Consider the following 20,745-nt stretch of genomic DNA (forward strand, 5'->3'; position numbering starts at 1 on the left):
CCGAGGGTAGCGAGCGGCCGGTGCCCGCGGGCGGGTGCGTGGCAGGTTGGGACGGGCGTCGGCCACCGGTAGGCTCCGTGGCCATGACCACCGCGTTCACCAGCCCGCTTCCCGAAGTCCTCGACACCCTCTGGGAGCGCCGCTCCGAGCTCACCCCCGAGCACACCGAAGCCCGCGATGCGATCGTGGGCGCGGTCGACCAGCTCGACACCGGCAAGGCCCGGGTCGCCTTCGTCGACGAGTCCACCGACCAGGTCGTCGTCGACGAGCGCGCCAAGCGCGCCATCCTGCTGAGCTTCCGCGTCCTGGCGATGGAGGAGTCGGCCGTCGGCGGCTTCCACCACCACGACCGCATCCCGCTGAAAACCCGCCTTGAGGGCGTGCGCGTCGTGCCCGGCGCCATCGCCCGCTGGGGGTCCTACCTGGCCCCCGGCGTGGTGCTGATGCCCTCGTTCACCAACTTCGGCGCCTGGGTCGGCTCCGGCACCATGGTCGACACCTGGGCCACCGTGGGCTCCTGCGCCCAGGTCGGCGAGAACGTCCACCTCTCCGGCGGCGCCGGCGTCGGCGGGGTGCTCGAACCCCCGCAGGCCTCGCCGGTCATCATCGAGGACGACGCCTTCCTCGGCTCGCGCAGCATGGTCGTCGAGGGAGCCCGGGTGCGCCGCGGTGCCAAGTTGGGCGCCGGCACGATCCTGACCTCCTCCACCCGCGTCTTCGACGCCGAGTCCGGCGACGAGCTGGCCCGCGGCGAGGCCCCGGCCTGGTCGGTCTGCGTCACCGCCAACCGGGTCAAGAGCTTCCCCGGCGGCGACTTCGGCATGCCCTGCCTGCTGGTGCTCAAGCGCCTCGAAGCCGGGCAGGAGCACGACAAGCTCGCGTTGAACGAGCTGCTGCGGGAGCATGGCGTCAACGCCTGAGCCCGCGGCCCGGCCCGTTCGCCCGTGCCGCGCCGCGCGCGGCACGGGCGCGGCGCGGCACCACGCGCCGCCGCGCCGGCGCGCCGATTCCGCCACGACTCCCGAAAGCAGTTGACATGCTCGATCTGACCGCCGACGTCCGCACGCTCACGGCCGCGCTCGTCGACATCGAGTCCGTCAGCGGCGGCGAACGCCCCCTCGCCGACGCCGTCGAGCAGGCGCTGACCGCGCTGCCGCACCTGTCGGTCGAGCGAGACGGCGACGCGGTCGTCGCCCGCACCGACCTGGGCCGCGCGCGCCGCGTGGTGCTCGCCGGGCACCTCGACACCGTGCCCATCGCCGGCAACGTCCCCTCCTACACCGAGGACGGGCGGCTCTACGGCTGCGGCACCTCCGACATGAAGAGCGGGGTCGCGGTGCAGCTCAAGCTCGCCGCGTCGGTGCCCGAACCCGTGCACGACGTCACCTACGTCTTCTACGACTGCGAAGAGGTCGACGCCGAGCGCAACGGGCTGCGCCGGCTGGCCCGCACCGGCCCCGACCGGCTGTGGGGCGACTTCGCCGTGCTGCTGGAGCCCACCGGCGGAGTCATCGAGGGCGGCTGCCAAGGGACCATGCGGGTCGAGGTCATCGCCCGCGGCGAGCGCGCGCACAGCGCCCGCTCGTGGATGGGCGACAACGCCATCCACGGCGCCGGCGGGATCCTGGACGTGCTGCGCGGGTACACGCCGCGCAACCCGGTGGTCGACGGCCTGCAGTTCCATGAGGGCCTCAACGCCGTCTTCATCTCCGGCGGGACCGCGGGCAACGTCATCCCCGACGAGTGCACGGTCACCGTGAACTACCGCTTCGCCCCCGACATCACCGCCCTGGACGCCGAGCAGCACCTGCGCGAGGTGTTCGACGGCTTCGACGTCCGGGTGACCGACTCCGCGCCCCCGGCCCGTCCGGGGCTGGACGACCCCGCGGCGGCGGAGTTCGTCTCGACCGTCGGCGCCGGCGCGGCCCGCGCCAAGCTGGGCTGGACCGACGTCGCGCGCATGTCGGAGCTCGGGGTGCCCGCCGTCAACTACGGCCCCGGCGAACCCACCCTGGCCCACACCCGCGAGGAGTCGGTCGACCTCGCGGCCATCGCCGAAGCCGAGGCGCGCATGGCCGCCTGGCTCACCGGCGGGGCCTGACCTCGCGGCCGGCGCCCGGACCGCCGGCCGGCCGGACCGGCGGACCGGATACCGGGCCCGGCCGGCTGATCGTCCGCTGCTGGGTGGTTCGTCCGTTTGTGGCCGCCGGCATGTGACCTGCGATTCAATTTCTGCGCCGCAGATCCGGATACCGTTGCTGCATGACGGAATCTCCGAAGAAGCGCAGCGCGGGCCCGCTCACCTACCGCGGCCGCGCGATACCTGAAACAACGACCGACCAGCGCCTGCTCGACCGCCGCGGCCCGGCCGACTGGGTGCACACAGACCCGTGGCGGGTGCTGCGCATCCAGTCGGAATTCGTCGAAGGCTTCGGGCTGCTGTCGGAGGTCGGACACGCGGTCAGCGTCTTCGGCTCGGCCCGCACCAAGCCCGGCACCCCCCATTACACGATGGGCGAGGAAATCGGCGCGCGCCTGGCCGGCTCCGGCTACACGGTCATCACCGGGGGAGGCCCCGGCGTCATGGAAGCGGCCAACAAGGGCGCCCAGTCGGCCGGCGGAACCTCCATCGGGCTCGGCATCGAGCTGCCGTTCGAGCAGAGCCTGAACGACTACATCGACATGGGCGTCACGTTCCGGTACTTCTTCGTGCGCAAGACCATGTTCGTGAAGTACTCCCAGGCGTTCGTGGTGCTGCCCGGCGGGTTCGGCACGCTGGACGAACTGTTCGAGTCCATCACGCTGGTGCAGACCGGCAAGGTGACCCGGTTCCCCGTTGTGCTGGTCGGTTCGGAGTTCTGGGGCGGCCTGATCGACTGGATCCGCGGCACGCTGCTGTCCGAGGGCGTCATCTCTCCCGAGGACCCCGACCTGATGTACCTCACCGACGACGCCGACGAGGTCTCCGACATCATCCACAAGGCCCACATCGACCTCGCCCGGCGCGAGTTCGAGGCGGCGCGCGTGGCCGACGAGGCCTCCGGCATGCAGGCCGCCGAACGGGCCGGCGACTTCTGAAACAGGTGGCCGCCGGCACCGGCCGCGGGCGGCGGCGCCTGCAACGGGGCGGCGACGGGAGCCGGTGCCGGTGCGCCCGGCCGCGCACCGGGTGCCGCCCCGCCCGGACCGGCGGGCGGAACGGGCACGCCACGGGCCATGCGCCGAGCGCAGGCCGCACGAAAGCGCCGCTGCGGCGGCCGCGTTCAGGCCAGGCCGCGCCGCGCCACCGCAGGCGGGCGCCTGCCCTGCACCGATGCGACCATGTCGACGGCCTGGCGCACCGCGGCGGGGTGGTCGGTCGCGGACACCCGCGCACCCAGCCACGCATACACCGACGCCAGTGCCACGGCCTCGGCCGCGCCGGCGGTGTCCGCGCCGGCCGCGCCCTGCTCGCGCACCCGGTCCGACCCGGCGGGCGGTGTGCAGCGCACCAGTACCGTGCGGCCCTGCGCCGCCAGTTCGCGCACGCGCTCGGGCGCGGGCCGGTAGCCGAGGTCGTCCGACCCCTCGGCGGCGGCGTCCGCCGCCACCACGCGGCAGCGTCCGGCCGGGCCGGTGCCCTCCTCCGGCATGTGTGCCCCCTCGCGTTCTCGCCGCCGCTTCCGCGCCCATTGCCGGGCCCGGGTCCGGTCCCCGCCCGCCGGGGCGGCAGGCCCCGTACCCGCACAGACGCGGTGGGCAGCGGTGGCCTGCAGCGGCGCTGAGCCCCCTCGCCTGTGGCACCATTGAGCCTAATGTCTCCTACCATCATTGTCCTGATCGCCCTCGCTGCGGTGGCCGTGCTCGCCGGTGTGGCGTTCGTGGTCATGGGCAAGGGCGGGGAGCTGGCGCGCTTCGAGGCCGACCATCCGCCATTGGACCTGCCCGCCGATCGCCCGCTGTCCGGTTCCGACGTCGGCCGGGTGCTGCTGCCGCTCGCGCTGTGGGGCTACCACGTGCGCGCGGTCGACGACGTCCTGCGCCGTGTCGTGGGCGCGCTCTCCGAACGCGATGCGCGCATCGCCGACCTGGAGCGCCGCCTCGCCGAGGCCGGCCGTCCGGCGATCGAGGTCGCGGACTCCGGCTCGGCGCCGACCGCGGTCCTGGGCGGCCCGCCGGCCGCTGCCCTGGGCGCGGCTCCGGGCGATTCCGGCGACGGCGACTCTCCCGCCTGGGCTCCCGAGCCGCTCGGCGCGGCTCCCGCCCGCACCGGAGCCCACGCCCGCACGGGCGCCCAGCCGAGCAGGCACGGCGCGGCCCCGCGCGCAGCCGGCGCCGAACCGGCCGCCTCCGGTACCGGCGATGGCGATGGCGCCGGCAACGAAACCGGCTCGGGTACCGCCATCAGCGCTGCCGCCACCACCGACAACGGCACCGCGCCCGCGAGCCCGGGCGACCACGGCGCGGGCAGCGCGAGCGGCGCGGCCGGTACCGGCGGCCCCGCCGACGCGGCAGGTGCTGGGGATCCTGCGGATCCCACCGGCACCGCGCCCTCGGCCGCCGCCGCGGATGCCCCGGATACCCCGGATGCCCCGGAGGCCGCTGCGGCCGACACCGCGGAGCCCGCCGCCGAGACCGATGCTCCCGGCCCCGGCCGCGAGCCCTCCGCTTCCGGCGGCAACGTCCCGCCCCCGCCGGGCACGCTGTGAACGGCGACGAGGCGACCGCGCGCCCGGGCCCCGACGGCCGGCGCCGCTGCCACTGGGCCCTGGGCGGCGCCGACCTGATGCACTACCACGACACCGAGTGGGGAGTGGCGATCACCGGCGACGACGCCATGTTCGAGCGGGTGTGCCTGGAGGGCTTCCAGGCCGGGCTGTCCTGGCTGACCGTGCTGCGCAAGCGTCCGGCGCTGCGCGAGGTCTTCGCCGGATTCGCGCCCGCGGTCGTCGCGGGCTACACCGGCGGCGACGTCGAGCGGCTGCTGGGCGACGCGCGCCTGATCCGCAGCCGCGCCAAGATCGAGGCCGTGATCCGCAACGCCCGCGCCGCGCTGGATGTGCCCGGCGGGCTGGCCGCGCTCGTGTGGGAGCACGCGCCCGAACGCCACCGCGTGCCCGAGCGCGTCACCGACGTCCCGCCCTCGACACCGGAGAGCACCGCGCTGGCCAAGGCGCTCAAGCGGCACGGGTTCACCTTCGTCGGCCCCACGACCGCCTACGCGACGATGCAGGCCGCCGGGGTCGTCGACGACCACCTCAGCGCCTGCTTCCGCCGGGCCCCGGACACTGCGGAACCGGCCGCAGCGGCCGGGCCGTCCTGAGCGGTCGGAAGGGGCGGCCCGGGTCCGCTGCGCGGCCTTGTCCGCAGCCGGGCGGCGGGTGGCCTGCACTGAAAAGCGGCACCGAAGGCGGCGGTCGGCCGGGCGGGCGCGCGTGTGTCCGTTAAGTCGGATTGCAGGGTGGCCGTGCGCCCGATATGTCGGGTTTCCATTGATGGTCATGCAGACATGCCGGTCTCAGCTTTGAAATCTGGGCATTTCCCGCAGGGTCGGTGCGGTCGGTGCGTCGCCCGCCCTCGCCGCCGATGTGGGAGCGGTGACCACCCGCCCCGGCCGCCCGCGGTCGCCGAACACCGGCCCGGCGGCTGTAGGCTCCAGCTGACGGCGGGAGACGGACCACCGCCGGACCCTCGCTTCCCGCGCGCGGCCCCGGCCGGGCGCGTATGTTTCCGCCCACGCCGCGGCGGCGGCCGCGGAACCCCGAGCGCCCTCACGTCCCAAAGATCCCGGTTTTCGGATCTGGGGTCTTTGAGGGCAAATCAAGCTCCGTGTGTGACTCATCACCCTTTGTCGGCGACGGTGGCCGGATGCGTGGCTTATTCTCTGTCGCTGAAGCCGCGAGCGGACACCGTGCCTGTTCGCCTTGGAGGTCGAAGCCATGATCACAGCCAACGCCCCCATCCGGGCCCTGACCAGGAGCCCGCGGTGAGCGACGTTCCCGGCGCCTCCGCGTCGGAGGGCTCCCCGGACTCCCAGGGCTCCCCCTCCCGGGCCACTCCGGACGCCTCGCCCGTGCGCCAGATGTCGCTGTGGCCGCCGCCGCGGTCCACCCGGCACAGCGCCAAGCGCCGCAAGAGCCTCATCGCCGGGATCGCCGCGGTCGCCGTGCTCGGGGTCGGCGCCGGAACGGCGGCCGTATGGGTACTGCAGCGCGACGGCGCCGCCACGGCCGGCGGTACGGCCGTGCCCGAGTCCTACGCCGGTACCTGGCGCGGCGAGATGAGCCAGGTCGACGAGAACGGCCGGCACATCGTCGACTGGGGCGCCGAGGTCAAGCTGGAGCAGGGCGAGGAACGCGGCGTCTCCGAGTGGTACACGCTGGACTGCCGCGGCAGCCTCACCCTGACCAAACGCGACGGGCAGCGCCTCACCTTCGACTACGTCGAGACCTACGACCCCGACGAGACCTGTGTGGACGAGTCCGAGCTGGTCCTGGACGCCGGTACCACCGCCGGGACTCTGGAAGCCCAATGGAGCGCGGTCTCCCACGACGGTGTGCCGATGACCTCTAACGGGACTCTCCGTTAGGGTGGGCGCCGCTGAGATCCGCGCGCCGGGGGCGCGCGGAACAGGGCCCCTGGAGGGAACATGACCGGTACCGAACCCCTGACCGACGACGATCCCGGACGCATCGGCGGATACACGCTGAGCGGGCGCCTGGGGCAGGGAGGCCAGGGTGTGGTCTATCTCGGCCGCGACGACACCGACGGCGCGCCCGTGGCGGTCAAGACCCTGCACGCCGACGGCCTCGACGCCGCGGGACTGCGCCGCCAGCTCGGCGAGGAGATCGAGACCGCGCGGCGGGTTGCGCGGTTCTGTACCGCCCAGGTGCTGGCCGCCGACATCGACGCCGACCCGCCCTATGTCGTCAGCGAGTACATCGAAGGCCCCACGCTGCAGCAGGTGGTCCGCCAGAGCGGACCGATGCGGGGCGCCGGGCTGGAGCGGCTCGCCGTGGGCACGCTGACCGCGCTCGCGGCCATCCACCAGGCCGGCATCGTGCACCGCGACTTCAAGCCGGGCAACGTGCTCATCGGTCCCGACGGCCCCCGGGTGATCGACTTCGGCATCGCCCGCGCGCTGGAGGGCACCGCCATCCTTACCAGCCAGATCGCCGGCACCCCCGCCTACATGGCCCCCGAGCAGATCGGGGGCGAGGCGCTGGGGCCCGCGGTCGACCTGTTCTCGTGGGGCGCCACCATGGTCTTCGCCGCCAACGGGTGGGCGCCCTTCGGCCAGGACTCGCTGAGCCAGGTGCTGCACAACGTCTGCAACGAGCCGGCCGACCTGGGTGCGCTGGACGGCCGGCTGCGCGAGATCGCCGCGCGCTGCCTGGCCAAGAACCCCGCTGACCGGCCTACCGCGGCCGAGACCCTCATGGGTGTCCTCGGCGTGGCCATGGCCGAGCCGGCCTCCGCAGGCGCCGCGGAAGAACCCGCGGCGGCTCCCGACGGGGACTCGCTGCCGGTCCACACGCTGGCGGCCGGAGCGGTCGCCGCGGCGGCGCCCGAGGCGCGCGAGCGCACCGCCGAGGAACTGCGCGACAGCCTGCCGCAGGGCGGCGGCGCGATCGGCGACGACGGTATCTTCCGCTCCTTCCCGCCCGGTAGCGGGCCGGCGCACGCCGCGGGTGCGGGTGCGCCTCCTGCAGCACCGAGCGGGCCGCAGACCCCGCCGCCCGGCCCCGGCGGCTGGTCTCCGCCGCCCGGTTCCCCGGCGCCGCACTCCGGTCCGCAAACGCCCTACCCGGCCCACGGCGATCCCGCCGCGATGCCGCCGACCGGCGGGCAGGTGCCGTATGGTCCGGGCTCTTCGGCGCCGCCGACGGGCGGGCAGCCGCCGTATGCACCGGGTCCGGCACGGCCCCCGGGCGCCGGGCCGCACTCCGGTCCGCAGCAGCCCTACGCCTCCAGTGGGGCGGCGCATTCCCCGCTTCCGCCGTCGGGCCCGCAGCAGCCGCCCTACGGTCCGGGCGCCCCTGCGGCACCCACCGGGGGGCAGCCGCCGTACGGTCCGGGGTCTTCGGCGCCGCCGACGGGCGGGCAGCCGCCGTATGCACCGGGTCCGGCACGGCCCCCGGGCGCCGGGCCGCACTCCGGCCCGCAACCGCCCCACGGCTCCGGCCCGGGCGGTCCGGGCATGCCGCACTCGGGCCCCCAGCCGCCCTACGGGCAGGGGCAGGGGCAGGGCGCTTCCGGGCCGCCCCAGCAGCCGCCCGCGCCCTACGGTCCGGGCGGTGGCGGTCCGCCGTCGGGTCCCCAGCAGCAGGCGCCCTATGGGCCGCAGCCGGGCGCGCCCGCCAAGCAGTCCGGCGGCTCGGGCAAGGGCGGTGCCGGAGGCATCATCGCGGGCGTGGTCGGCGCTTCGATCCTGGTCGTGATCGGGGTAGTGGCCGTCATCGCGGTCATCGTCGGCGGATGACCCCGCACCGGAGAATCCGCGCGCCGGGCACCCGCCCGCCCGGCCGCCGCGGTGCGGCCGCGGCAGCGGGGCCACCCACCGCGCAGCCGGCCGCAGCCCCGTTCCGGCGGCCTGCGCGCCGATTGTCGGCGGGCGGGCATAAGGTGCCTGCCGGTGTCCACGCAAGGCGCGGACCGGGCACTACTGCCCCTCGAAGTCGGGCTTCTCCTTCTCCAGAAAGGCAAGGGTGGCGTTGAGATGGTCGCGGGTCTCGACGCACTGGTCCTGCAGGCTGGCTTCCATCTCCAACGCGTTGACCAGGTCGAGCCCCGAACCGAACGTGAGCTCGGCCTTGAGGGCGGCGTAGGCGACCGTGGGTCCGTTGGCCAGGCGCACCGCCAGTTCCCGAGCCGAGGACTCCAGTTCGCCGTCCGGCACCACCTTGCTGACCAGCCCGATTTCCAGGGCCCGCGCGGCGGTGACCGGTTCGGCCAGCATCAGCATCTCCATTGCGCGGGCGTGGCCGATCAGGCGCGGCAATGTCCACGAGGCGCCCGAATCCGAGCCGAGCCCGACCTTGGTGAACGCCATCTGGAAGGACGCGCGCTCGGCGGCGATACGCAGGTCGCAGGCGAACGCCAGCGATGCCCCGGCCCCCGCCGCCGCGCCGTTGACCGCGGCCACCACAGGCTTGGGCATCCGCGCCAGGCCCAGGATGATCGGGTTGTAGTGGTCGCGGACGGTACTGTTGAGACCGCGGCCCTCGTTGAGGTTCTCCGCGTGCTCCCGCAGGTCCTGGCCGGCGCAGAACGCCTTTCCGCTTCCGGTCAGCAGCACCGCCCGGGCGTGGGTATCGCCTTTGGCGCGTTCGATCGCGGCGAGCAGGGCCTTTTTGGTCTGCACGGTCAGCGAGTTCATCGCTTCGGGGCGGTTCAGCCGGATCGTCGCGACGCCGTCGGCGAGGTCGTAGCCGACTGCGGCCGCCGCGCCGTCGCCCCGGCCGCCTGCGTTGTCGGGGGTGTCCGGACTGTCGGTGGTGCCTGCGGTGTCTGACTCGGACAAGCGGAACTCCCGGTCTGATCGGCTGCTGGCGCGGTCCCCGCGACCGCGAAAGTGCGCTGCGGCTATAACCTTACTGTTCGGATTCCTCGGGGCCGACGGCCCCGGCGCTGTCCGATCGTTCCCAATCGACTCCCGAAACCGAGATAATGGCAGAACAGTGATTCATTCCCTGAGTCACGCGGATGAGGCGCGATCCTCGGACCTGCCGCCCCGACAAAGGGGCGGACCTCCGCCGGAACGGCCCATTCACCCGCGAGAGGTTCCTATGAAAGGGGATACGGCATGGCGGCGATGAAGCCGAGGACCGGTGATGGTCCGATGGAGGTCACCAAGGAGGGCCGCGGCATCATCATGCGGGTCCCGCTGGAGGGCGGTGGACGGCTCGTCGTCGAACTCACGCCGGACGAGGCCGCGCAGCTAAAGGAGGCCCTGGACGGCGTCGTCGGCTGATCGGACCGGACCGGACCGGACTCCGGCAGCCCGCGCCGGCAGCCGCAGCCCGCCCGATCCATTCCGCGAAGGCGCGCTGAGCGAATCAGGGCTGCCGCCCGCGGTTCCACCGAGACCCCATCCCACGATTGCGAGCATCCGTGCCAATCGCTACGGAGATCCGCCCGGTTCCGGGCGCCCTTACCGACTCCGCCGCCGACCTGGTGGCGATCCCCGTCATCCGCGGCGACGAAGCGCCCATCCCGGCCACCGCGGGCGCCGGCCTCGATCCCGCTGATCTCGACGCGCGGCTCCCCGCCTCCATCGCCGCACTGATCGGGCACTACGAACTGACCGGCGACCCCGGTGAAATCGCGCAGTTCCCCGCTGATCTGGGCGCGGGCCTGGTGCGCGTTGTGCTGCTCGGGGTCGGCCGGGGCACGCCCGCCGACCTCCGCAGGGCGGGCGCGGCCCTGTCCCGTACCGCCAAGGGCCGTGCCCGGGCGGCGACCACCGTCGCGCTGCTGGAGGCCGTGGCCGACGGCGGCGCCGCAGGGCTCAGAGCGTTCGCCGAAGGGGCGCTGCTCGCCTCCTACCGGTTCACCCTGGCCTCGGCCGCCAAGGGCGCCGCCGGGCCGGAGACCCTCGAACTGGTCGGCGCGGACTCCGATGCGGCCACCGCGGCGATCGGCCGCGGCGAGGCACTGGCGCGGGCCACGGCGCTCGCCCGCGACCTGATCAACACACCCTCACAAGAGAAGGACCCCGCGTGGCTGGCCGCGCGGGCCGAAGAGGTCGCCTCGGCCGCCGGCCTGCAGTCCGAAGTCTGGGACGAGCAGGCGCTCAAGAGCGGCGGCTTCGGGGCGATCCTGGCCGTGGGCGCGGGTTCGCACCGGCCGCCGCGGCTGGTGCGGCTGAGCTACCGGCCCGAGCGGCCCGCGGCCCACATCGTCCTCGTCGGCAAGGGCATCACCTTCGACACCGGCGGGTTGTCGCTGAAACCCAACGACAACATGAAGCTGATGAAGACCGACATGAGCGGTTCGGCCGTTGTGCTGGGCGTGATGTCGGCACTGGCCGGTATCGGGGCCGGAGTCGCCGTCACCGCACTGCTCCCGATCGCCGAGAACGCGTTCTCCGGCTCGGCGCAGCGGCCCGGCGACGTCATCACCGCCTACGACGGCCAGACCGTCGAGGTACTGAACACAGATGCCGAGGGCCGGCTGGTCATGGCCGATGCGTTCGGTTACGCCGCGGCCGAACTCGCCCCGGACGCCTTGGTCGACGTCGCCACCCTCACCGGCGCGGCCAAGGTTGCGCTGGGCACCGGAACGGGTGCCCTGTTCAGCAGCGACCCCGCCTTGGCCGCGGCGCTGGCCGATGCCGCCGAACACTCCGGTGAGCCGGTGTGGCAGCTGCCGCTGACCGAGGACTACCGCGATGCATTGGACTCCCGGGTGGCCGACCTCGCCAATGTCGGCAACGGCGATTACGGGCGTCCAGGGGCTGCCGAGGCTGCGCTGTTCCTGCGCGAATTCACCGCCGGCCTGCCGTGGGCGCACCTCGACATCGCCGGTCCGGGGCGCTCGAGCAGCGACGAGGGCCTGCTGAGCAAGGGCGGCACCGGGTTCTCGACCCGGCTGCTGCTGCACTGGCTCGCCGGCGCCGACCCGACCGCGGGGGTGGGGGCGGACCGCTAGCCGCCGCCGCGCTGATCCGGCTCCTCCGGTTTATACGGCTCAACCGCCGGCTCGGCCGCCCGTTCCGCGGCCGGATCTGCGGCTGGAACGGCTGAATGCGGCTGGATAAGCCTGGCTCCACAGCCGGTGCTATTGCGGGGCCTGTTCGCGGATCGCCGCGAGCAGGCCCTCGCCTATCGGCAGCAGCAGCGGGATGAGCGTTTCGTCGTCGCGCACCAGCCGCGCGGTCTCGCGCACCGCCGCGGTGGCCGGGTCGGGCACGCTCAGCGGCCCGTCGGAGCTGGTGGCGGCCTCCAGCGCGTTGTTGAACACCACGATCCCGCCCATACGCAGCAGCCGGCGGGCCTCGGTGAGGTAGGCGGGGTAGGCGGCGGCCTCGGCGTCAACGAAGACCATGTCGTAGGCGGCGTCGGTCAGCCGCGGCAGCACGTGCAGGCCGCGCCCGTGGATCAGCCGTACCCGGTTGGCCGCAAAGCCCGCATTGCGGTAGGCGGTACGCGCCAGCTCCTGGTACTCGGGTTCGATGTCGACGCTGGTCAGGACGGATTCGGCGCGCATGCCGCGCAGCAGCCAGATGCCCGAGCTGCCGCAGCCCGTGCCGACCTCGACCACCGCGCGGGCGCCGATCGAGGCGGCCAGGAAACGCAGTGCCGCCCCGCCGGCGGCGCTGATGGGCGAGGATTCGGCCCGCTGCCCGGTCTCGCGCGCCGAGGTGAGCGTGTCGTCCTCGACCGCGTACTGCTCGATATGGGCCAGTGTGTGGGCCAGTGTGTCGTCTCGGCTGGCGATGACGGCCTCCCCGCGTGTGAGTGACATGGCTGCCTCCGCCGGGCGGGCCCCGCAGGGGAGCCTGGTCCGGCCGGAAGGCGGGACGCTGCGTGCGCCGGAGCGCGGGTGGCGCGAACATACCCGGCATACCTGTGATGACCCTGCGTGCCCGGGCGCTTACCCGTGGACCGGGTTCCAGGGCACAGACTAGCCTGCTGAGGGCGTCGGGGGCGTGTTCGCGGCTCCGGGAACTTAATCGCCCCTTCGCGGCGTTGCAAACTGGGTAGGGACTTTTCGGCCGACCTTCGCACCTGGCCCCCTGCCAGGTGTCCGACGGCGGTTGGCAGAGCTGCGCGGGGCCTCCCGCGGGCGTGCACACGATCCGAAGGGAGTGGCGGTGGCAGACTCCGACGCTGCCGTGGACTTCGAGCAGTGGGAGCCGCCGAGCTGGGACGAGGTCGTGCGCAACCACTCGGCCCGCGTGTACCGGCTGGCCTACCGCTTGACCGGCAACAAGCACGACGCCGAAGACCTTACCCAGGAGGTCTTCATCCGGGTGTTCCGGTCACTGTCCAGCTACACTCCGGGCACATTCGAGGGCTGGCTGCACCGAATCACCACGAACCTCTTCCTCGACACCGCGCGGCGCAAGGCGCGCATCAGGTTCGAGGGGTTCTCCGACAACGCCGACGACCGCCTCCAGGGCCGCGAACCCTCGCCGGCGCAGTCGTTCGACGACCGCCACTTCGACGCCGACGTCCAGGCCGCACTCGACGACCTGCCGGCGGAGTTCCGTGCCCCGGTCGTGCTGTGCGACATCGAAGGCCTGTCCTACGAGGAGATCGCGGCAACGCTGGGCGTCAAGCTCGGCACCGTGCGCAGCCGCATCCACCGGGGACGCGCCCAGTTGCGCAAGGCACTCGAACACCGGCGGCGCCTGGCCGCCCAGCAGGGCGCCGACCTCGCCGCCGGGGGCGGCGCCAACACGGGCATCGGGGAGGTGGAGTGAGCATGGACCACTTGGGTGAGCGCCTGTCGGCCCTGGTAGACGGCGAACTGGGCCCCGCCGAACGCGACCGCGCACTGCGGCACCTGGCCGCATGCGAAAACTGCCGCTTCGAGGCCGAGATGATGCGGGGCCTCAAACGGCGCCTGCACGGCCTGGACGCTCCCGAACCCTCGACCGACTTCCTGGGCCGCCTTTCGTCACTGAGCGGCCCGCCCGCCGAACCTCCCTCGCAGGGGCCGCCCGATGGCGGCTCCGCCCGCAGCGGCGGGTTCGGCTCCATGCCGCCGCTGGGTTCCAGCCGGCCCATCGGCGGCGGTCTTCCCCGCGTATTCGGCGGCGGCCCGTTCACCGACCCCGGCGCCGGTACCGACACCGCCCTCGCGGTCGCCGACCCCGAGCCTGCTCCCGCCCCCGCGCGCCCCCGCCGGGCCCGTGGCGGCCGGATGGGGCTGGGGGCCCGCACCCGCGCGGCGCGGCCGCTGTCGGTGCTGCGTCCGCGCTGGGAACGCACGCGCTTCGCGGTGGCGGGCGCCTCGGTCGTGGCGGTCGCGTTGGGGACCGCGTTCGTGGCCGGCGGCGATTCCGACGAGCCCCCGGTGGTCATCCCGCCGGTCGACGATTACGCCGTCGAACACGCCGTCACCTCTCGCCAGGTCACCGTGCCCGAACCCGACGGCCGGTTCACGGAGGTCAGCACCGTCACGGAGGCTTCCGCGCCGGCGTCCGCGCCGCGGTGAGCCCCGCGGGTTCCGGCCCCTCCCTCTTACCGCCTGCGGCCGATCCGCGCCGCGTAACCGGAAGCGGCGGGGCGCTGGTACTGCTGACCATGTCGCTGGTCGTTGTGCTGCTGCTGCCGTCCTCGGTGCCGGCCACCGCCGACGAGGTTCCGGCTCCGGGCCCCGACGACGGCATGGAGCTGCTGCGCCGCGCATCGGCGGCCGTCCACCAGGTGTCCTTCGCGGGCGTGCAGCGGCTGACCACCAGCGGTGCCGACGACGGCACGCGACTGGTCGACGTGGTGCACCGGGCCGGCGAGGCCACCGGCTACCGCTATGCCGATGGCGGCAATCGGGCCGAAGGCATGGCGGTCGGCCAGACACCGCTGCTGATGAAGGTCGACGAGCTGATGGTCGAGGAGCTTGCGGCCAACTACCGCGTGACCCGCATCGGCGCCGACCGGGTCTGCGGGCGCACGACCGCCGTGCTGGAGGTCCTGCGCGCCGACGGCACCACCGCCGGCCGGTTCTGGGTCGACAAGCGCACCGGCCTGCCGCTGCGCAAGGAGATCCGCGACTCCGCGGGCCGGATCGTGCACGCCTCCGGTTTCGTGGAGGTGCAGGTGGGCCGCGACCCCGGTCCGCTGCCCGAGCACCGGGCCCGCCCCTGGGCCGATGAGCTTTCCCCCGCGGAGCTGGAATCGCTGCGCGCCGACGGCTGGCACATCCCCCACCATGCGGCCTGGAACCTGGAGCTCATCCGCGCCTGGTCCAAGGACGGACCGGGGGGCCGCGTCGTCCACCTGGCCTACTCCGACGGCCTCAACATCGTCTCGGTGTTCGCGCAACGCGGCCGGCTCGCCGGAGCGGGAACCGGCGAGGGGGCCGCGAAGGTCGTAAGGGGGAACGGCAGCGGCAGCGGTATTTCCGGCACCGGGCAGCGGCGGGTGTGGGACTCCGCGGGATTCGTCTACACGGCCATGGGACAGGCGCCTCCCCGCCTGCTCGATGCGGCCGCCCGCGGGTTTCCCGCCACCGAGTTCCCCGAGTTCTGGGCTCGGGTGTTTCGGGGCTTCGGCAATCTCCATCCGTGGTGACCGAAACCTCCAAGCACACTAGGGTCGGGACAGGTCCGCATATGGGTGGACTCACGCTGTTAAACGCCCGTCGGGGGACATAGGGTCTGCCGATGACGCTGCCTGACAGGTGGCCTAAGGCCGGTATATGCGGACTGCTCCTTACCGGGGCGGCGGCGACAGACGGAGAATTGGATGACCGACGACACCGGACCCCGTATCCCCGAAAGCGGGCCCGACCAGACGTGGTCGCCCCCGCACTTCCAGGCGGAGGGGCAGCCGGGGTCTGCGCAGAATCCCGCCGACCCGTCCCGCCCCGCTGAGCAGGCGCCCTCCGCCGAACGCCGCGACGGCTACGCGCCCGAGGGCGCGCCCCAGCCGCCACCCAACCCTTACCCGGACATGGGGCGGTCCGCCCAAACCGGGTCCTGGGCCGCTCCGCCGCCGCAGGCTCCGGTGGCCGGAACCGGCCAGTGGCACTACGGGGCGGGCGGCCCCGCCCCCAACACCACCGGTGTGCACGGCCGCCAACCGCCCCAGCCCCCGCCGCACGGCGGCGGCGCAGGAGCGGGCATGCACTCCGCAGGCGGCCCGCAGGCCCCCGCCGGCCCGCCGTCCTACGGCGCACCCGGGTTCCCACCGGGACCGCCCGGAGCGCCGCCCGGGCCATCCGCACCCGGCCCGCCCGAACCGGCCGAGCGGCGCCGCGGCATGCCTCTGTGGGCGGTGCTCGCCATCGTCTGTGTCGTGGCGCTGGGCTCGGCCGGTATCGGCGGTGCCGTCGGCGGTACGCTTACCCAGCAGACCGCCGCACCCGAGGCGACACCCTCGCCGAAGCTCAACACCGAACTGCCCTCCGGCGCCCCCAGCCGCGCTCCCGGCACCGTCGCCGGCGTGGCCCAGCGGGTCAGCCCCAGCGTGGTCTCCATCCAGCACTCCGACCCCCAACTGGGCGGGAACGGCTCGGGCTTCGTGATCGAGAACGACCACGTGGTCACCAACAACCACGTCGCCACCGCGCTGGAGGACGGCGATATCGAGGTCGCCTACAGCAACGGCGCGACCAGCGGCGCGAGCATAGTCGGCGGCGAGTCCGCCTCCGACGTGGCCGTGCTGAAGCTGGAAGACCCCATCCAGGTGCAACCGCTGGAGTTCGGCGACTCCGACAAGGTCACCGTCGGAGACCAGGTCATCGCCATCGGCGCGCCACTGGGCCTGGCCGGAACCGTCACCACCGGCATCGTCAGCGCCGTCGACCGGTCGGTGCACGTGGGCGACTCCGCCGAAAGCGAGGAACTGCTCGACGCGCTGCAGACCGACGCCGCCATCAACCCGGGCAACTCCGGCGGTCCGCTGGTCGACGCGCAGGGCCGCGTGATCGGCGTGAACACCGCGATCGCCACCATGGGCGGGGGAGCCGAGTCCGGCGGCCAGAGCGGCAGCATCGGATTGGGCTTTGCCATCCCTTCCTCTGAGGTCGAAGAGGTCGTCGACGAGATCATCGGCGACAACGGCAACGGCGGCTCGGGCGGCGGCGGGGCGGCCATCGGCGCCGACCTCGACCCCCAATACGACCAGGGCGCCCGCATCGGCGCCGCCGACGGAGCAGCCGTCGATCCGGGCGGGCCCGCTGACCAGGCCGGTCTGCGGCCGGGCGACGTGATCATCGGACTCGACGGCGAGGATGTCGCCGGTGCCCAGGACCTGGAGGACAAGCTCGGCGAGCTCGCGCCCGGCGACCGGGTCGAGATCGTCTTCGAACGCGACAACGAGCGCCGCACGTCCCAGATCACCTTGGGCGAGCCCTAGGTGTCCTAGGGCGTGTTTGGTGGGTCGCCGGCCGGGCCCGGCGCCACCGCGGGCGCGGTCCGGCGCGCCGGTTGCTTCGAGCGCGCTGACCTAGTCGGCGGTGTCTTCGCCGATGTCCTCGTTCCACACATCGGGGCGGGCCGCGATGAATTCGGCCATCATCGCCGCGCAGCCCGGATCGTCGAGCACGACGACCTCCACGCCGTGCTCGGCCAGCCAGCCGTGTCCGCCGGTGAACGTGCGGGATTCGCCGATGACCAGCCGCGGAATCCGGAACTGGCGTACCAGGCCACTGCAGTACCAGCAGGGCGACAGGGTGGTCACCATCGTCGTGCCGGCGTAGCCCCGCTGGCGGCCCGCGGCCCTGAACGCCGCGGTCTCGGCGTGCACCGACGGGTCGTCGTCCTGCACCCGGCGGTTGCGGCCCCGCCCCAGCACCTCGCCGCTGCGGCCGATCAGCGCGGCGCCGATGGGCACCCCGCCTTCGCCGAGCCCCGCCCGCGCTTCGGCGGCGGCGATCTCCAGCCACTGCCGGAAACGCGCGGTGTCGGGGGCCTCGTGGTCTTGGGTCCCGTGGAACCCCGGGGACTCCTGCGGCGCGGACATGGCGGTCCTCCCGGTATGCGGCCGGCGGTGCGGATGCGGATGCGGACGCTGCAACGCGCGGAACGACGCTGCAGGACCGCGGCAAGACCGCTGCAAAGGGCCCCGCCGGTGACGGGGCCCTTGGGACTTGCGGTCGGGGCGGGGCTGCGGAGCCGGCCCCCGGGGGGTCAGCGCCCGGCCGGGGAGATGCCGAGCTGCATGCCCGACAGGCCCCGCGGCTTGCCGACGAGATCGCCGGCGATACCGGTCAGGATCTCCGAGACCTCGGCGGTGGGTTCGCTGAGCACCAGCGGCTGGCCTTCGTCGCCGCCCTCGCGCAGGCGCATGTCGAGCGGCACCTGGCCCAGCAGCGGCACCTGGGTGCCCAGCGCCTGGGTCAGGCCGTCGGCGACGACCTGGCCGCCGCCCTCGCCGAAGAGGTGCGTGCGCTCCTCGGAGCCCGGGGCGACGAAGTAGGACATGTTCTCGATGACACCGGCCACGCGCTGGTGGGTCTGGGCGGAGATCGCCCCGGCCCGCTCGGCGACCTCGGCCGCGGCCTGCTGCGGTGTGGTGACCACCAGTATCTCGGCGCCCGGCAGCAACTGGGCGACCGAGATGGCGATGTCGCCGGTGCCGGGCGGAAGGTCCATCAGCAGGATGTCGAGGTCGCCCCAGTAGACGTCGGAGAGGAACTGCTGCAGCGCGCGGTGCAGCATGGGCCCGCGCCACACCACGGGCTGGTTGCCCTGGGTGAACATACCGACGGAGATGACCTTGATGCCGTGGGCCGTCGGCGGCAGGATCATGTCCTCGACCTTGGTGGGGTGGCCCGAAACCCCGAGCATCCGCGGCACCGAGTGGCCGTAGATGTCGGCGTCGACCACGCCGACCTTGTGGCCGAGGTCGGCCATTGCCGCGGCGAGGTTCACGGTGACCGACGACTTGCCGACACCGCCCTTGCCGGAGGCCACCGCATAGACCTTGGTCAGCGAGTTCGGCTTGGCGAAGGGGATCTCCTTCTCGGCCTGCCCGCCGCGCAGTTTGGTCTGCAGCGCCTTGCGTTGTTCGTCGCTCATCACGTCGAGTTCGACGGTGACCCGGGTGACGCCGTCGACCTTGGTGACGGCGTTGGTGACGTCGCTCTCGATGCGCCCCTTCATCGGACAACCGGCCACCGTGAGGAAGATGCCGACGTGCACGACACCGCCGTCAGCGATCTCGACACTTTTGACCATGTCGAGATCGGTGATGGGGCGGTGGATCTCGGGGTCCTGGACGGTCGCCAGGGCCGCGTTCACCTGCTCGGTGGTGGGTGTGGAGGACATGCCCCCATGGTATGCAAGAAGGTCCGGATCAGTGGTCGCGCGCCGTGCTTGATCAGCGGATCGCAGCTCGCAGCGCTGCGCGAGTGCGCCGCGCGGGGCGGCTCGGGAGCGGACAGCGCCGCATGCGCCGGTACACGCGGCCGCCGCGCTCAGCTTATGTGGCGAAAATCACGCGAGGCGGAGCTGGCTTACCGGACGGTAACGCCTCAGCTGTTTGTGGATCTCCCGCAGTGGGGACACTGCGCCAGAGTACGCCGCGTGCCCGCGGGGCTCTTCCGGGCACTGCGGCCGGGCGCCATCCGGCGCACCAAAGCCCGCAGATCGGGATTGTCCCAGGTCAGTGCGGCCTCAACGCCAAGTTCCGGTGCGCTCTTAACGCGGCCAATACAACCTCGGATAGTAATCTCGGCAAACGATGAGAAACTCGCCGCCACCTGGTTCGTCCTGGTCGTCCGAACCGCAAGGGCCTGTCGGCCCGGACCGGTCCGCGCACCAGCATGAGCAGGTCTGGGCGTGGCCGCCGGCGGCGAGCCCCGACCAGGCGCAGCACAACCCCGCCTGGGCGTGGCCGCCGCCCGCCCAGCCGCGCCGCACTGCCACCGGTACCGCCCGGCCGCCCGCCGGGGCTCCCTACCACCGCCTGGCCCGCACTTGGCGCTACCGGTGGTGGATCCCGCCGCTCGCCGTGATCGCCGCGGTCCTGACCATCCTGTTCGTGCAATTGGTCATGGGTATGGCCGCCATCGTGATCGCGGTGGTCAACGGCATCGAGGGCACCGGCGACGACTTCTTCAACGCGCCGATGCCCAACCTGGCCATGCAGCTCATCGTCGTCGCCACGATGGCGCCGATCGTGCTCGCCGCCGCCTGGCTCATCCAGCGCAGGCCGGTGGGCACCGTGTTCTCGGTAACCGGGCGCTTGCGGGTGCGCTGGCTGCTGTGCTGCGCGGCACTGGCAGTGCCGGCCCTGGGCGTCTCCATGGCTACACTGTTCGGGCTGCTGCGCCTGACCTCGCCCGACACCCCCTTCGTCGCCGGGTTCGGCGGCGGCCCCGACTTCGTGCTCGCCATCACGCTGATCGTGCTGCTGGTGCCGTTCCAAGCCTCCGCCGAGGAAATCGCGCTGCGCGGCTTCCTGATGCAGGCGGTGGGCTCGCTGGGCGCCGGGCCCGGCGAACCCCGCGGCGCCGGCCGCGTCTCGCGGTTCCTGCGCACTCCCATCCTGGGGATCGTGGTCAGCGGTACCGTGTTCACCCTGCTGCACGACTACTTCGGCTGGGGACTGCTGGACGTTGCGGTGTTCGGCATCGCCATGGCCTGGCTGACCTGGTACACCGGCGGGCTTGAGGCCGCGCTCGGCCTGCACGTCGTACACAACATCGGCGCGTTCTCCATCAGCGCCTACGAAGGCACTCTCGAACAGGCCGCCACGGGCGGCGGTTCCTGGCAGGGCGTGCTCAGCACCACCGCCGAGGTCGCGCTCTACTGCGCGGCGGTGGTGTGGCTGGCCAGGCGCATGCAGGTGCGCCGCACCGCACCCGAAGACGAGTGCGGCCGGGACACAACGGGGGCCCCGGGCGCGCTCCCCCAGTGGACCGCCCAGCAGGCGCCCGGCATGTGGCGCCAGGAGCCCTCCGCCCAACTCGGATGGGGCGCCGCCGACCCCGCGCCGCCGTATCCCGGCACTTCCGCCGACGGTTCGCAATGGGCCACCCCCGGCCCGCACCGCAACGGCCCCGCGCCGCCGTTCGGGCCCGGAGGGCCCTAGGTGTGATGTCCCGGGAGGTTGGTAACGCGGCTGGCGGGAGTGCGGCCGCCGATCC

General features: G+C 73.3%; 19 protein-coding genes. 14 read left to right on the forward strand and 5 right to left on the reverse strand.

Annotated features, from left to right (window positions below; genetic code table 11):
* Positions 1-83: 83 nt before the first annotated feature.
* The 3 genes from ACYVD5_RS11535 (at position 84) to ACYVD5_RS11545 (ending at position 3,078) form a co-directional block, all read left to right on the forward strand.
* Positions 84-920, forward strand: a complete 837-nt coding sequence (locus ACYVD5_RS11535; RefSeq protein ID WP_461000977.1) for a 2,3,4,5-tetrahydropyridine-2,6-dicarboxylate N-succinyltransferase — start codon at positions 84-86, stop codon at positions 918-920.
* Between the two features lie 116 nt (positions 921-1,036).
* Entirely contained in the window at positions 1,037-2,101 is a 1,065-nt protein-coding gene (gene dapE, locus ACYVD5_RS11540; RefSeq protein ID WP_461000978.1) for a succinyl-diaminopimelate desuccinylase, read from the forward strand.
* A gap of 161 nt (positions 2,102-2,262) precedes the next feature.
* On the forward strand, positions 2,263-3,078 hold the full coding sequence (locus ACYVD5_RS11545; RefSeq protein WP_461000979.1) for an LOG family protein: 816 nt from the start codon (positions 2,263-2,265) through the stop codon (positions 3,076-3,078).
* A gap of 185 nt (positions 3,079-3,263) precedes the next feature.
* On the opposite strand, the gene ACYVD5_RS11550 is transcribed toward ACYVD5_RS11545, so the two are convergent.
* On the reverse strand, positions 3,264-3,632 hold the full coding sequence (locus tag ACYVD5_RS11550; RefSeq protein WP_461000980.1) for a hypothetical protein: 369 nt from the start codon (positions 3,630-3,632) through the stop codon (positions 3,264-3,266).
* Between the two features lie 162 nt (positions 3,633-3,794).
* Here ACYVD5_RS11550 and ACYVD5_RS11555 point away from each other — a divergent pair, with 162 nt between their 5' ends.
* From ACYVD5_RS11555 to ACYVD5_RS11570, 4 genes are all read left to right on the forward strand, one after another.
* Positions 3,795-4,688 (forward strand): hypothetical protein, encoded by an 894-nt coding sequence (locus ACYVD5_RS11555; RefSeq protein ID WP_461000981.1) that lies wholly within the window; start codon positions 3,795-3,797, stop codon positions 4,686-4,688.
* Positions 4,685-5,302, forward strand: a complete 618-nt coding sequence (locus ACYVD5_RS11560) for a DNA-3-methyladenine glycosylase I (protein ID WP_461000982.1) — start codon at positions 4,685-4,687, stop codon at positions 5,300-5,302. The genes ACYVD5_RS11555 and ACYVD5_RS11560 overlap by 4 nt, the downstream gene beginning before the upstream one ends.
* A gap of 663 nt (positions 5,303-5,965) precedes the next feature.
* Positions 5,966-6,568 (forward strand): hypothetical protein, encoded by a 603-nt coding sequence (locus ACYVD5_RS11565; protein ID WP_461000983.1) that lies wholly within the window; start codon positions 5,966-5,968, stop codon positions 6,566-6,568.
* A 60-nt stretch (positions 6,569-6,628) separates the two neighbouring features.
* On the forward strand, positions 6,629-8,461 hold the full coding sequence (locus tag ACYVD5_RS11570) for a serine/threonine-protein kinase (RefSeq protein ID WP_461000984.1): 1,833 nt from the start codon (positions 6,629-6,631) through the stop codon (positions 8,459-8,461).
* A 180-nt stretch (positions 8,462-8,641) separates the two neighbouring features.
* On the opposite strand, the gene ACYVD5_RS11575 is transcribed toward ACYVD5_RS11570, so the two are convergent.
* Positions 8,642-9,502, reverse strand: coding sequence for an enoyl-CoA hydratase-related protein (locus ACYVD5_RS11575; protein WP_461000985.1), 861 nt, complete (start codon positions 9,500-9,502; stop codon positions 8,642-8,644).
* Positions 9,503-9,784: 282 nt separating this feature from the next.
* Here ACYVD5_RS11575 and ACYVD5_RS11580 point away from each other — a divergent pair, with 282 nt between their 5' ends.
* Complete coding sequence (locus ACYVD5_RS11580) at positions 9,785-9,952, forward strand: DUF3117 domain-containing protein (RefSeq protein ID WP_461000986.1); 168 nt, start codon at positions 9,785-9,787, stop codon at positions 9,950-9,952.
* A 140-nt stretch (positions 9,953-10,092) separates the two neighbouring features.
* Positions 10,093-11,631 carry a leucyl aminopeptidase gene (locus tag ACYVD5_RS11585; protein WP_461000987.1) on the forward strand — a complete coding sequence of 513 codons (1,539 nt, stop codon included), beginning with the start codon at positions 10,093-10,095 and terminating at the stop codon, positions 11,629-11,631.
* 129 nt (positions 11,632-11,760) lie between these two features.
* Here ACYVD5_RS11585 and ACYVD5_RS11590 read toward each other — a convergent pair whose 3' ends face one another.
* Entirely contained in the window at positions 11,761-12,447 is a 687-nt protein-coding gene (locus tag ACYVD5_RS11590; RefSeq protein WP_461000988.1) for an O-methyltransferase, read from the reverse strand.
* Between the two features lie 349 nt (positions 12,448-12,796).
* Here ACYVD5_RS11590 and sigE point away from each other — a divergent pair, with 349 nt between their 5' ends.
* From sigE to ACYVD5_RS11610, 4 genes are all read left to right on the forward strand, one after another.
* Complete coding sequence (gene sigE / locus ACYVD5_RS11595) at positions 12,797-13,408, forward strand: RNA polymerase sigma factor SigE (RefSeq protein WP_461000989.1); 612 nt, start codon at positions 12,797-12,799, stop codon at positions 13,406-13,408.
* A gap of 2 nt (positions 13,409-13,410) precedes the next feature.
* Positions 13,411-14,145 (forward strand): anti-sigma factor family protein, encoded by a 735-nt coding sequence (locus tag ACYVD5_RS11600; RefSeq protein WP_461000990.1) that lies wholly within the window; start codon positions 13,411-13,413, stop codon positions 14,143-14,145.
* Between the two features lie 89 nt (positions 14,146-14,234).
* Positions 14,235-15,221: a sigma-E factor regulatory protein RseB domain-containing protein gene (locus ACYVD5_RS11605; RefSeq protein ID WP_461000991.1), complete on the forward strand. Its 987-nt coding sequence runs from the start codon at positions 14,235-14,237 to the stop codon at positions 15,219-15,221.
* Positions 15,222-15,395: 174 nt separating this feature from the next.
* A complete protein-coding gene (locus ACYVD5_RS11610) occupies positions 15,396-17,009 on the forward strand; it encodes a S1C family serine protease (RefSeq protein WP_461000992.1) in 1,614 nt (537 codons plus the stop codon).
* Positions 17,010-17,099: 90 nt separating this feature from the next.
* Here ACYVD5_RS11610 and ACYVD5_RS11615 read toward each other — a convergent pair whose 3' ends face one another.
* Positions 17,100-17,615 (reverse strand): nucleoside deaminase, encoded by a 516-nt coding sequence (locus ACYVD5_RS11615; RefSeq protein WP_461000993.1) that lies wholly within the window; start codon positions 17,613-17,615, stop codon positions 17,100-17,102.
* A 167-nt stretch (positions 17,616-17,782) separates the two neighbouring features.
* Complete coding sequence (locus ACYVD5_RS11620) at positions 17,783-18,922, reverse strand: Mrp/NBP35 family ATP-binding protein (protein ID WP_461000994.1); 1,140 nt, start codon at positions 18,920-18,922, stop codon at positions 17,783-17,785.
* A 415-nt stretch (positions 18,923-19,337) separates the two neighbouring features.
* Here ACYVD5_RS11620 and ACYVD5_RS11625 point away from each other — a divergent pair, with 415 nt between their 5' ends.
* Positions 19,338-20,690 carry a lysostaphin resistance A-like protein gene (locus tag ACYVD5_RS11625; protein WP_461000995.1) on the forward strand — a complete coding sequence of 451 codons (1,353 nt, stop codon included), beginning with the start codon at positions 19,338-19,340 and terminating at the stop codon, positions 20,688-20,690.
* Positions 20,691-20,745 lie beyond the last annotated feature (55 nt).

This window comes from Streptomonospora sediminis (genome assembly GCF_054778995.1).

Excerpts from the sequence above, each read along its gene's own strand:
- ACYVD5_RS11610 (WP_461000992.1), top strand. The coding sequence starts at position 15,396 with ATGACCGACGACACCGGACCCCGTATCCCCGAAAGCGGGCCCGACCAG.
- ACYVD5_RS11535 (WP_461000977.1), top strand. The coding sequence starts at position 84 with ATGACCACCGCGTTCACCAGCCCGCTTCCCGAAGTCCTCGACACCCTC.
- ACYVD5_RS11590 (WP_461000988.1), bottom strand. The coding sequence starts at position 12,447 with ATGTCACTCACACGCGGGGAGGCCGTCATCGCCAGCCGAGACGACACA.
- ACYVD5_RS11625 (WP_461000995.1), top strand. The coding sequence starts at position 19,338 with ATGAGAAACTCGCCGCCACCTGGTTCGTCCTGGTCGTCCGAACCGCAA.
- ACYVD5_RS11620 (WP_461000994.1), bottom strand. The coding sequence starts at position 18,922 with ATGTCCTCCACACCCACCACCGAGCAGGTGAACGCGGCCCTGGCGACC.
- ACYVD5_RS11555 (WP_461000981.1), top strand. The coding sequence starts at position 3,795 with ATGTCTCCTACCATCATTGTCCTGATCGCCCTCGCTGCGGTGGCCGTG.
- ACYVD5_RS11600 (WP_461000990.1), top strand. The coding sequence starts at position 13,411 with ATGGACCACTTGGGTGAGCGCCTGTCGGCCCTGGTAGACGGCGAACTG.
- ACYVD5_RS11550 (WP_461000980.1), bottom strand. The coding sequence starts at position 3,632 with ATGCCGGAGGAGGGCACCGGCCCGGCCGGACGCTGCCGCGTGGTGGCG.
- ACYVD5_RS11545 (WP_461000979.1), top strand. The coding sequence starts at position 2,263 with ATGACGGAATCTCCGAAGAAGCGCAGCGCGGGCCCGCTCACCTACCGC.
- ACYVD5_RS11615 (WP_461000993.1), bottom strand. The coding sequence starts at position 17,615 with ATGTCCGCGCCGCAGGAGTCCCCGGGGTTCCACGGGACCCAAGACCAC.
- ACYVD5_RS11605 (WP_461000991.1), top strand. The coding sequence starts at position 14,235 with ATGTCGCTGGTCGTTGTGCTGCTGCTGCCGTCCTCGGTGCCGGCCACC.
- dapE (WP_461000978.1), top strand. The coding sequence starts at position 1,037 with ATGCTCGATCTGACCGCCGACGTCCGCACGCTCACGGCCGCGCTCGTC.
- ACYVD5_RS11580 (WP_461000986.1), top strand. The coding sequence starts at position 9,785 with ATGGCGGCGATGAAGCCGAGGACCGGTGATGGTCCGATGGAGGTCACC.
- ACYVD5_RS11570 (WP_461000984.1), top strand. The coding sequence starts at position 6,629 with ATGACCGGTACCGAACCCCTGACCGACGACGATCCCGGACGCATCGGC.